Source organism: Snuella lapsa, from assembly GCF_039539345.1.
Lineage (GTDB): Bacteria > Bacteroidota > Bacteroidia > Flavobacteriales > Flavobacteriaceae > Snuella > Snuella lapsa.
Genome location: NZ_BAABCY010000007.1, coordinates 13,825 through 26,491, shown reverse-complemented (window position 1 = coordinate 26,491; position 12,667 = coordinate 13,825). Strand labels below are relative to the sequence as shown.

The 12,667-nt window shown below is 42.4% G+C and carries 8 protein-coding genes; 4 read left to right on the top strand and 4 right to left on the bottom strand.

All coding sequences use genetic code 11. From position 1 onward, the window contains the following. Positions 1 to 169: 169 nt before the first annotated feature. From ABD792_RS00900 to ABD792_RS00885, 4 genes are all read right to left on the bottom strand, one after another. The gene (locus ABD792_RS00900; RefSeq protein ID WP_345003820.1) at positions 170 to 922 is read right to left on the bottom strand and encodes a DUF2927 domain-containing protein; all 753 of its coding nucleotides are present in this window, start codon (positions 920 to 922) and stop codon (positions 170 to 172) included. A gap of 88 nt (positions 923 to 1,010) precedes the next feature. After that, the gene (locus tag ABD792_RS00895) at positions 1,011 to 5,738 is read right to left on the bottom strand and encodes a DUF6443 domain-containing protein (protein WP_345003819.1); all 4,728 of its coding nucleotides are present in this window, start codon (positions 5,736 to 5,738) and stop codon (positions 1,011 to 1,013) included. Between the two features lie 5 nt (positions 5,739 to 5,743). Next, complete coding sequence (locus ABD792_RS00890; protein ID WP_345003818.1) at positions 5,744 to 6,196, bottom strand: lipocalin/fatty acid-binding family protein; 453 nt, start codon at positions 6,194 to 6,196, stop codon at positions 5,744 to 5,746. A 20-nt stretch (positions 6,197 to 6,216) separates the two neighbouring features. Further along, a complete protein-coding gene (locus tag ABD792_RS00885; protein WP_345003817.1) occupies positions 6,217 to 9,369 on the bottom strand; it encodes an RHS repeat domain-containing protein in 3,153 nt (1,050 codons plus the stop codon). Positions 9,370 to 9,676: 307 nt separating this feature from the next. Between ABD792_RS00885 and ABD792_RS00880 the strand changes: the two genes are divergently transcribed. From ABD792_RS00880 to ABD792_RS00865, 4 genes are read left to right on the top strand one after another with little or no spacing between them, the layout of a single operon-like run. Next, positions 9,677 to 10,348, top strand: a complete 672-nt coding sequence (locus tag ABD792_RS00880) for a response regulator (RefSeq protein WP_345003816.1) — start codon at positions 9,677 to 9,679, stop codon at positions 10,346 to 10,348. Positions 10,349 to 10,359: 11 nt separating this feature from the next. Next, a complete protein-coding gene (locus ABD792_RS00875; RefSeq protein WP_345003814.1) occupies positions 10,360 to 10,773 on the top strand; it encodes a prepilin-type N-terminal cleavage/methylation domain-containing protein in 414 nt (137 codons plus the stop codon). Between the two features lie 22 nt (positions 10,774 to 10,795). Then, positions 10,796 to 11,254: a hypothetical protein gene (locus tag ABD792_RS00870; RefSeq protein WP_345003812.1), complete on the top strand. Its 459-nt coding sequence runs from the start codon at positions 10,796 to 10,798 to the stop codon at positions 11,252 to 11,254. 4 nt (positions 11,255 to 11,258) lie between these two features. After that, positions 11,259 to 12,665 (top strand): GspE/PulE family protein, encoded by a 1,407-nt coding sequence (locus tag ABD792_RS00865; RefSeq protein WP_345003811.1) that lies wholly within the window; start codon positions 11,259 to 11,261, stop codon positions 12,663 to 12,665. The last annotated feature ends 2 nt before the right edge of the window (positions 12,666 to 12,667 follow it).

The following is a 12,667-nucleotide window of genomic DNA, read 5'->3' as shown; positions in this document are numbered from 1 at the left end:
TATAAAGGATTTGCTGCATTTATCCTCACAGGGTTATTTAAATATGGATTATTAGTAATCGGAATAAGTATTATTATAATTCTAAGCTTCCTGTTGATCAAACAACAACAAAGGGACAGTTAAAAAACTAAAGACTATTATAGAAAATAAGCATAGTCAAGTTCTAAATTCAATCCTTTTCTGATTTCAATATTCTTTTAATTACTCTATTTACTTCAAATGAATCTAGTGCAGGCTTCATTTTGGGATGGTATAATAATCTAATAACGTCTTTATCTAATTGTAAATATTCCCTTACTCTATTTTTTTGTTTAGATTTATCTTTATAAAAAATACTGTTTGGGTATACTTTAGAATCAAACGCTAAGCCTAAACTTTGTGTTATTTCTTCTAGTATTGTAGATTCTTGAACACTCAAAGAGTATTCAGAATTTATGAAAATTAAAGATTTGTCTATGATATTTGTATTTGTTGCAAACTCAGAATATGCAAGACCAGAAATGTCATAATCTATACCATCGTTTAGCATTTCGTAAAAATATTGGTCTAATTCAGCAACTTTATTTTTTTTACACAAATAAAGAATACAATTACTCTTTAAAGGATTATCGGTTAATACTATTTTAAATCCATCAGTTGCTAATAGGTTTATTTCGTTTATAGTCTTTTTTACAAAGGACATTTGAGGCTTAAACTCTTCTTCTTTTACTATATAAAGTGCCATTGGTTCTGCCCACTTGATTACTTTATTAGGGTTGTCGTCATATTCAGAGTGTAAGGCTATCTCTTTAAAATAACTAATTAGCTCTTTTTCATATGCCGTTGGAGTATAATTTATTTCTCTTTTCCTAAGATATAAAAAGCTCCCCAATAAAAAAGCTATTGAAATAATTAATGATACAATTGTTTTCTTATTATGCACCTTTTAGTTCGAAATTAATAGACTACATAACAAAAATACTGCATCATATTAAACGATACAGTATTTTTACTAGACTATTTAATGATATCTATTGTCTCTTTCCTGTCTTAAGAGTCTTTTTTGCTTTTCTTCTTGCTTGTTTTTGTATTTGTGTTTGTTGTTGTGTTTGTTGTTGTGTTTGTTGTTGTTTTGTAGAAGGTGCTGGACTAGTCGTTCTTGTATTACTACGACTTGATTTAGGTGCTGTAATATCTCCTGCTCCTCTTAGAATAATATCCAATGGGTCAGGCGTAATCAACCTAGAGACTTCTAATATTAATTCTAATTTTTTTTCATTAGTCCTGTCCTTCTCAATTTCTCCAGTGTTAAAATTACTAAGGTCACTTTCTTCAACATCAGCATCATCAGAAACTATTCTAATATCTCCAGCATCATGTGATTCTATTTCTCCAACGACAACAACATCGCCTTCATCTACAGCTGATTTCTCTACACCATCCTTTGGATCAATATATGTTCCCATATTACCCAAAGAAGAATTTTCTTTCTTAGTGCTAGCCATTATTTTTTTGGCTTGTTCAAAAGATATATTTGCGTCTTCTGCCAATGTGGAAGCACTATCACCAGCTTCTGCTGTCCATGTGCCATCACCATTATTAATCCAGTATGGTGCCATTCCATCTGGGTCAATAAAACTTATTGGATTATTAAACGCATAATTATAAGGGCTATGCCTTCTCATCTGCTCCGCCAACGGGTCTAAGTTCATCCACCTACCCAATGCAGGGTCATAGTTACGTGCCGTAATATCGTACCAATTCAGGTAATTGCCGCCAACATTGTCGTCCTGATATTCCTTGCCACCGAACATATACCGCTTGGCCACGCTGTTGCCGAATGATGACACATTGCTATTGTACCCCAAATGCCTTAACCCGAATGGATAGTAATTCGATTCCTTGATGATCTCGGAACTGTCCACGCTACCACTATTGTCATCGTCCATATAAGAGAGCCTAATATTTCCCAAGTGATCCTTAAATTGGTACACGTACTTATAGCCACCTGCCACGTCAACGTAACCTTCGGGATGGTTAAAGAACTGCAATACGTTGTTCTCATAGACATAGCCCGATGCATAGTCCGTGGTAGTCGTTGGCGTACTACTGTTGTTGTATACCGATTTTTTCAACTTTATGCCTGCAGCATCATAGACATAAGTGACCCTTTTGTTGCTGTTGTTCTCAAATTTTACCTCGGTCGGCAAGTTCAAGTGGTTGTACAAGATGCTGGTTATCTTCTTATTGTCATCGGACAGCATGTTGCCATTGGTATCGTAATAATACTCTTGGGATGCGGTACTACCGTCTTTAAACCCATAGGTCGTATTACCCCCACTTAGCTCGTCAATCGATCGTAACCTATTGGTATTCGGAAAATAATCGTATGCCAACTTATCCATATCACCAATGCTATTAGAACTGTTTACAACGCCTCGTCTATTTAAGAATTCTATATTCCCGTTCTTATCATATTGTATACCAGTTACATTATAACTGTTGGTGTCCTCGTTAAAACTGGCACCTGCACTGTTTGCCCGTCTAAATTGCCCTGCAGTTATACGGTTTAGGGCATCGTACTGATAAGCATAACCCCTCTTTCTGTTGCCATAGGATCCGGTGTTAGCCGAGCGCCATATAGTCTCACTTATGTTCCCGTTATACAGTGCAGCTACACCAGAAACTCCCATTTCGGTAGAGTTATAGTTGATCTTAAACCCAAAGAGGTCATTCCCCAGACTTCCCGGGTTGTTAATTTGTTTTAACCAACCCCTTACATTATAACTGTAGTCTACATTTTGTAATCTGCCCTGGGTGGCCTTACCACCAACCCCTTTGCTAATAAGCTGTCCCAGGTCGTCGTAACTGTTCTGTACGATCTGCTCGTCCGCCAGGCTGTTGATCTTCTGTTTTTGAGAGAGCAAGCGCCCCATGTGATCGTAGGTAAAAGTATCAACGGTGGTTACCGTACTAAAGCTGGTTCGGGCGTGGGTCGTTGTAGTCTCTTCCACTTTACCTGTGAAGTCCAATTTGCTTTTTACCTTATCGGTGGTGTTTAGGTAATCGTTAAAGCTGTACACGTAAATGGGCTGTGCCTTAGCGTTGTAATAGGTTACCGAGGTAATCCACTCGTTGGTTGTCAATACCCTCACCTTACTGCCTGTGGCCAGTCCCTTAACGTTGGTAATGGGGGTAATCCCATAGGAGGACTCGGAGTTCCCGGAAACCTTATCGAAGGTATAGTTGTCGTAATAGTTAATGGTATGTATTTCGGCAATACTGGTCGGATAGGCACCGTTGTTATAGTAGATGGTAGTGCCAGCTATGCTCGTTGCCGAGCCCAGTTTGGTTACCCAGGGCGTAGCAATGCCATCAACGGTACTTTGCAGGCTGGTACGGCTGCTGTTATTGTTAATCAGCCCCGTATAGGCCACCCTGCCAAGGGCATCGTACTTGGTAAAGAGCCATTGGTCTGTGGCAGGCACACGCTGATTGGCATCTTGTGTAAGTACCGGTTGATCCAATTTGTTATAGACAATATACTCCCAGCCTTTACCGGGGATTTTCTTTTCCACCAGGCGGTTGCGGTGGTCGTACTTGTACTGGTAGCACAGCTCGTCAAGTTCGGTGGCAGAGATACTACCGTCGTGCACCACCTTGGGAGGCAATACATAGGTGAGGTTCCCAAATTTATCGTATACATAATAAGTGTCATGTGCCCCATTATTATAGCTGCGCTTTAACACTACCCGTCCCTTTTTGTCCTTGAACTCCTCGGTGGTATGGTTGGTGCCACTGGTCCAGTTCTCGTCCTTGGTCACGGTCTTATAAAGCTCCTTGGCGGCATAATAGGTGCTGCCCCCTGTAAGCGTGGGCGTATAGGTATTGTTGGTAAAACTCAGGCTCACCATATAGAAGCGCACCTCGCTGGCGGTATTGGTCTGGTAATCAAATTTAATAGTACGGTCGGTATCGCTTGTTTTGTTGACCAGCCAGTCTTTGCCCGGGGCGCCTTGCTCCAGGACACGGTTTAACGGCGAGGCCTCGAAGTGCTTTTCAGAATACGGATTGATGGTGGCGGTGCTCATCCCAGGAAAATCGGCCTCATATTGAGCTGCATCATAAAAGGATTTGGTAGCACTTTCGGCACTGCTGCGATATAACCCACCGTTACTACTGGCAGTATAGGGCAAATACTCTTCATCCTGTCGGCCATAGGTGTCATAGCCCGTATGGGTAATAATGTCCTTACCTATATGCCCTTCTATAATATCTGTGATGGAGGCTTCGTTGCCATCGAGGCGTTGCACGATGGGGTCGTAAAAATACTGCCGGACATTAACATCGGTGCTGTAGTAGAGATAACTCCTGAAGTTTGATGTGACCGTAGAGGACAACCACTTAAATTCGTTGCCATCCAACACCTTGGTCCCATTGGTATCGTATACGCCGCTAACCCCGGTATCGGCACCGGCATAATTGCTGGGGTGAATGATGCCTACTATCAGGTACCAGGTGTTTAACTGTGGGGTGTCGCCAGACCAAAAGTAGGGGTTCGATTGTGACGTACCACTAAGGTTGGCCACATTATGGGTACCGTGATAGGTCGTTCCGTTTTGCGACACGGTACGTTTGACCCATACGGTATACCTGTAACCCACGGTGTGGTCTACGGACATATATTTGGAGTTCCATCCTCCATCTCCATTACTACTGCTATCGTTGCCACAGCGCCAGAGCATGGAGGTATTGCCATAGGCATCTGTTCCCATTACCCGTTCGTTCTCTGAGGTCGCCCCATTTTGATCAAAGAATGGTGCCGAACCACTGCCGAGGGTCCAGTTGTCCTCCCAATTAATGAGGTTATTCCTTAATTTATCAGCTCCGGCTCGGATACCCACGCTTTGCATGGGCCTGCCCAGGCCATCAAAATAGGTAACCGCTTCTATTTTGTCGCTGTTGGGAGCAGATACCAACTGGGCTTCGGTATAGGCCTCCTGATAGTTTATGGAATAGACGTAGTTCTCGTCGCTAAGTGGACAGCCGTTGTGCCCCGAGCTTCCCGCCTGTGTGGGGCACTGGTCGCTGTTATTGGACACATATCCCGCTGGTTGGCTACAGGCCGATTGCGTATTGGCAGGGTCGCCAAGCCCATCGCCGTCCTGGTCCTGGTACCAGATGGTGGGCTGGGTAACGGTATAGGCCTTGCTGCTGGAGGAAGTACTCCAGGTACCGCCACTGTTGCGGGCCCTGAGGTATTGGGTGCCGCTACTGGTCTTGGTAATGGTACTGGCAGAGTTGGAGGTACTGGTGCCACTGCTACTGCTTTGCCAGTAATAGGTCACACCACTGGGCGGTGTGCTCCTGGCCAGAACCGTATTCCCGCAGTTGGTACTCTGGATGGTCGGTGCCGGGGGTGTCGACGGGGCACCGGAACTAATGGACACAGCAAGGGTTGCCAGGTGGTAATTAAACATGTTATCGTAAACGTCTGCAGCGATCGTGGCAGAACTGCCATTATAAAAAGTGGCGTTTGCACTGTTCCCCGAAGCTGGCGAAATGGTTCCGTAAGTGTTGTTCCAGTTAATACCCGAGATCCCGTTATAAGTAGGGTCCATGACGGTATAGGTATATGTGGGACCCGAACTTACCGATGTGGGGCCGCTAATATAATAGGTTTGCGACCACAGGTTAAGGGTTAAAAGAAAGCATGCGGTAACCAGTAGTGTATGTATATAGGTGTTTGTCTTTCTCATGGTTTTTAGTTTTGTATTTTGGTAAAATGCATTTCAGGAAACAGGGCATTGGCACTTTTCTGGGCTTCAAGAACAATAACCAGCAGAGCACTGTCCAGGCTGTTTATCTTATAGTTAAATACCTTGCCATTGGGTGTGGTTACCTCCAGAAGGCTATTGGCCTGGTCAAGCGCCCAGGAACCGGTAACCTTCCTGCCGTCGGCAAGGGTCATAACAAAACTGTTATCCGTTTTAAAGGTCATTGTCCGGTTACGGTAAGCCGATGTTATGTTGCTGCGTGTTTCAAGCGGTAAAGCATCCAATTTGGCACGCATGGCTGTACTTGTATGGTTATAGGTAGCGGTGTAATCCAGCTTCCAGTTGCCTGTAAGTTGTGCTTCGACCGTCTGGGCGGTAAGGTTTTGTATGGAAGTTATGCTAAGCACAAATAGCAGTGCCAGGGTTTGTATCGTTTTCATCTTGTTGTGTTGGTTTTTAATTATTGGCCTTTATAATGGTATTCGTTTTCGCTAAGCACCTTGCCCTGATTGTCTTTAACGTATTCCAAACGGTTAAAGCCATCGTACAGGTAATAGGTGGTATAGCCCCTGGGATCGGTCATGCTGGTAATGCCTATTAAAGGATCGTAGGTATAGGTACTTACTAAAGATTTTTCTGGCAATGCATTTCTTAATGTACCCAGGACACCCCGTAGATTGGCTTCGTCGCAACTTTCTCCATCCAGACAGGTGTCGTCATCAGCATTTGAAGCACCCTGAGCGGAAGCGATCAGGTTTTGGATCGTAGGGGTCATATCTATAGAGGCATCAAAGTTCTCGATCTTGGCAATGGGGTACTGCTTGTTATAGCCCCAAACATAGTAGATATGCGAACCGTCGGCCTTGCTTACCTCAATAGGGTTACCAAAGCTATCATAACTATGGTAGGCAATGCGATCCTGCAAGGTGTTGGTACTGCTGTTATAGGCCCCTTTAAGAGTGCCGATAGCTTCCGGCAGGACCAGGGCGCCTCCCCAGTCTTTGTAGTCGGTACGTTGCAATGCTACTAACTCGCCCGTTTCGGCCGTTCCGTTGCTGTTATCGTCACTGTAAACCTCGGTTTGTACCGGTGTGATAAGACGGTGCAGGTCCCCGGTGGTTTTTAGCCGGTCTACGGCCAATTTTTGGGGACTGCTCAATGTTGGTCCCAGAAGTGTATTGGTAGAGGTAATATCGTTGGGATAGAACATCTTGTTGATCGTGGTTTTTCCGTCGCTGCTAGTCGTGGTCGATGTGGTCATCTGCATATGGGTCGTGTTGCCATAGCCCATGGTGCTGGTTACCACCACTGCGTCGGATGTACTTGGTAGGTAGGACGTTTCTTTTTTCTGGGTCATTCGGTAGGCTCGGCTTTTATAAAAGAACTGACCAGCAATTATAAAAAGGGGATCGCCTGCTGTACCAGGACCATAACTTTCACATAATGGGGGACTATAGGTTGTAGGTTCTATGTAACGCTGCCTTTCTTTAACCAACAATCCGTAATCATTTTTCGAGAAAATAGTACTATAAGTGTTTTCTTCTAGATGTACAGGGGTGTAAGAGGCCCCATTCTTTTTGTAGGTAGTCTTGGTTAATAATTGTGAGTCCGTCCATGAATGACATAAGCTGCCATAGTTGCTACTGTTAAAGTAATTCTCAGGTTGGTAAATTCCGGTTAGAGTAGTTTCAGAAACCAAGTTGTATTCATATTTGGTTTTTAACAAGCTTGATGGATTTGTTCCCTGGTAATGATTAACTTCTTTATAAACCAGAGAACCTCCATTGTAATTGACTGAAGCGTAGACATCTATGCCCAGGTACTTACGCTGCCAGGCAGCTACCCAATTAGCACAAGCACGATTTGATCCACTAAGTGGTCCTTCCCAGGATTCCAAGGTGTAGTCGTCATAATTTTTAAAGAATAATTCCTCGTCAAAGAGCTTTTCTCCCAGTCCATTTTCATTGATGCCATAACGGTATTCCTCAAATGAGGCCAGTGTTCCATCGTACAGGTAGTTCTTGATATTTGCTATCCGTAACCCGCCACCATACACTGTAGTAGGAGAACCTCCTAGTTCGGAAGTATAGGCGTGGGGTTCAAACTCAAATTTGGTATACCCTTTTGTGGGATAGGTTATTTTTTTGAGCATGCACATACGCATCTTACTGGTATCTACCGCGCGGTTGGCAGAACCAATACTCCAGGTGGTGTTTTGGTCGGTAACATTCGGGTTAGGGTAATATGCTGCTTTTTCAAATAAGTTACTAAGATAGAAATCACTTCCCTGTACGGTAACAGACGGAATTAAGCTGTTATTTGCCTTGCCGTTAAAATAACCCCAGTAATCTTGGGCAAAGCTGCCTTTGCGTGGTATGCTAATGGCTGTTTCATAATCAAAAGTGTGTTCTTTTTTCAGATTAGGTTGGGCAATGGATACCTCCGAGAACCCCAAAAGTTTGAGCCGCTTCTTGTCAATGTCAGGATATCCGGAAGAGCCGGTAAAGTTGGCTGTAAAATAATTGTAGGAAAAATGGAATTCCTTAACCTGTATGCCATTGGAGTCATAAATTTTTATGTCGTCTAGCATTTTTGCGGAAGTTTGTGGTCGATCCAATCGCTGCGTATTATAATTAAAAACTACTTCGCCGTTGCGATAGGTTATCCTTTTAATTCTCATCTCTTCTTGGGCAATGTTGGAGTAACTAATATCCTCTAAAGGAGAGGTTTGCACTGGTACCAATGTGGAGCCACTAAACTCTAATGCCCTACCCATAATCTGGTAATACTCTTTTTGTTCTTTAACATATCCACACGTTTCATATTCGAAATGTATGGTATCCTGTTTGTTACGTGATATAACATCTGTAAGGTACCAATCTGTAATATGATACGTCTTTGGGCTTGGATTATCATCGATAAGAATTTTATTGATATCCCTAAACCTGTATTTGGTGCCTTTTTCATCGGTAATAGCAAAGTAGTAGTTGCTCCCTGAAACATCCCGTTCTATTTTAATGGGCTCGTAAGGAAAGGTCATATAGGATCTGTCAGAAGCATAGATAAACTGTCCGGACTTACCGGCAATGTTGTAGTTAAACATGTCGGGTCTGGAATCTTCTCCCGCTCCGTCAGCTGTTGCTTTAAGTTCATAATAATCTTCCTCTCTTTCTGAAGATGCATGTGAACATTTGTCATAATAATCGTTTATATCCATTACAGCCATATTAAAATTGCCCTGGGTCGCTTCGTCCGGTGTTCCCAGAACATTACGGTGTATAACCATGTTCCCACTAATGCTCCAGCCAAGGCCCACTTCGGTGGCTTCCTGGTTAACCTTGATCCCTCCGGCATGGTAGGACAGGCTAAAGGGCAGGGAGATCTCTGCCACGCTCACATCAAACAATGGGAAGCTAATGTTAGGGATGCCCGTATTCATGGATACGGGGTAGGTACCGTACTTGCCCAGTTCGGCAACAGCCGGTGTCGGGGCAATAACCGCGGGTAGTTCCGGTACGCCCTGCGATAACATGCGTACGGTTGTAAGCAGGCAAAAAATGATAAGTAGTAGCGCTTTGGGTATTTTGGGTTTAGAGGACATAATTATTTCCATTTTATTATATGGTTTTAATTGTTTAATACCCTGTAAAATTATTGGGAGCTTGTGAGAATCTGGTAAGCTATCCTATTACAATTGGTAAGCTAAAGTGTGTCGATTATTATAAAAAATAGCATATAAGCCTTACTTTAAGTAAGCTTTTTTGTAGGCAGATTACCATAGAAAAGCACTCATTGAAAGAATATACATTACTGTGAGTTAAGGTTTTACCTTACTTAAAGTAAGTTTTAAGCTTACCGGCAGACACTTTGAAATGCCTATTTTCGAAAGATATTTACAGCCTTGATACGAGAAACTAAATATGGGGACAATTAATGTACTAATAGTAGAGGACGAACCTTTAATAACCGATCTGTTAAAGCAAATTTTCAAACAACTGAGCGAAGACCATGATAAGGACTTTAAACTTCATATAGCTTTAGATTGCGATGCTGCGATTCAAAAGATCGAACAGGCCGTTCTTGGTAAACCTTTTGACCTGGCATTAGTGGATGTTAACATTCCGGCATCAAAAGATATGCATATTCTCTCCGGGGAGGATATTGCCATGGAGTTAAGAAACTACTTTAACAAAATTAAGATTATCATATACACTTCCAATAATGACAATTATCGGCTCAATAATATTTTACACACCATCAATCCGGATGGTTTTTTAATAAAGAGCGATATAGGATATAAAACCCTGGTCGAGGCCATAATGAAAGTTGTGGATAGCCCCCCTTATTATAGTAATACCATATTGAATTTAATCCGGAAACATATATCGAGTGATTTCGTCATTGATAACATTGACAGGCTTTTGTTGTACGAGTTATCCAAGGGGACAAGGACCAAAGACCTCCCCAACTTTGTAAACCTCTCTAAGGGTGGTGTAGAAAAACGGAAACGGCATTTAAAGGAAGTCTTTGACGTGGAAGGCAAAGGCGATAAAAGACTCATTCAAATTGCCAAGGAAAAAGGATATATCTAAACAAAAAACACATGAAACCTAAAATAAAATCAGCGAAACTCCACGCCTATAACCTCCAAGAGATTTTAATCGTTCTTGTCATTATTGGTATATTATTGTTATTGGCACTGCCCAATTTAATGCCCTTGATAAGCAAGACAAAGAGTGTTGAGGCCCAAACACAGCTCAAGTATATTTATAATTCACAGACCTCCTATAGGTATATGTACTCAAAATATAGCCATGACTTGATCGAGATCGATTTTGAAGCGCCCAAAACAGTCAACGAAAACGGTACCAGCAACTATACCTATGAGATTGTAAGTGCCGATAACAATACGTTCAAAGCCAAAGCGACGGCCATTACCGATTTTGATGGAGATGGCATTTTTAACGTATGGGAAATAGACGAGAACGGAACCCCCAAACAACTGATAAAAGATTGATATGACTCTTGTAAAGCTTTTTTTGACAATCTGTTTTCTAATAGTTTTCTTTCAGGATTATAAAGAACGATTGGTCCATTGGTTCTTGTTTCCTTTGATCGCTGTTTTTGGGGGTATCCTTTTTTATCAGTCTTCTGAGCGGACACTATTTATGGTTTCCATCGCGATGAACACTGTCTTTATATTAAGCCTTCTTTTTGTTATTATGGTATACGCAAGAATAAAACTCAGGACAGGACTTCTAAAAGTCATAGGATTAGGGGATTTACTATTATTTATGGGGCTTTCTGTTTCCTTTGCACCTTTATCGTTCATCACCTTATTTGTAGCGGCCTTGGTGTTTTCTTTAATATTGCACTTGTACTTATCCAAAGGACGAAAAGGGGTAACCGTACCCTTGGCCGGTTATATGAGCCTGTTTTTTTTAATCAGTCATTTGATCGTTTGGTCAGGCTACGGAAACATTGTTTATACATTTTAATGACATGACCGATAGTTATAACATACCAACCCCTTTGTTGCAATTATTAAGTAGTGAACAGGCCTATCACTACAAGATTGTACCGGTACAGGCACATAACGGTACACTGACTTTTAAATCAGAGACGCCTTCCGAAGACCTCAAGCGCGAATTGCGCGTTGTATTTGGCAAACAGATCGAATTGATCCCGGAGACACCAGAAAATATCAATTTGTATCTTTCCAGTAATTTTAGAAAGCGGGATACCAATAATACCAAAAGCCTGCATTATACCAATGATTTTTTGGAAACGCTTTTATTGTCCGCGAAGGATATGGGAAGCAGTGATATACACTTCGAGCCCTATGAACACAAATGCCGTGTGCGCTTTCGATTGGACGGTAAACTAAAAGAGCACTTTGTCATTACCCTGGCGGAATACCCGGTTATTGTCAACAAACTCAAAATCAGGGCGGGCTTGGATATTTCGGAAAAACGTTTACCACAGGATGGGCGCATCACGGTAAAAGCACAGGAGGACGAGTTTGATATCCGAGTATCGAGCTTGCCAACCCTACATGGTGAAAAAATGGTATTGCGTATCCTGAGCAAGGATGCCAATCATATTGACATCAAGGATCTAGGTTTTACGGAAAAGGAACTGAGAACCTATAGTGAAGGGATTAAAAACCCCAATGGGATTTTGTTGATCTCGGGACCTACAGGTTCCGGAAAGACAACCACATTATATGCCACCTTAAAATTACTTAACGATGACAAAACCAACATTGTGACGATTGAAGACCCTATAGAATATACCCTAGAAGGTATTAACCAGGTTCAGCTAAAGGAGAATATAGGTCTGGACTTTTCGAGTGCCCTTCGGACTTTCCTGCGTCAGGATCCTGATATTATCATGGTGGGTGAGATACGGGACGTTAAGACAGCCAATATGGCCATCCGCGCTGCCCTGACCGGACATTTGGTACTATCGACCATTCATACCAATTCGGCCTGGGCCACCATTTCCAGATTGGTCGATATGGGTATCCCACCTTTTCTCATAGCCAGTACCTTAAATATCAGTGTGGCACAACGCCTGGTCAGGAAGCTGTGTAATTCATGCAAACAGGAAACTCCTGTAAACAAAATGGTCTTCCCGGAACACTTTAGTATCCCAGCGGATTTAATGACCCATTTTAAACCTGTGGGATGTTCTGAATGCTATCACACGGGATATGCGGGACGTAAGGCCATTTACGAAATCATCCCCATTACTAAAGCACTGGTACCCCATATAAAACACAACGACCTTGAAATCGGTGATTATTTAGATGAGCATCATATTTCAACTTTAAAGCACAACGCCATTAATTTAGTGAAGCAAGGCATCACTTCTGTGGAGGAAGTCTATGCCCTGCTAATTGATTAAAA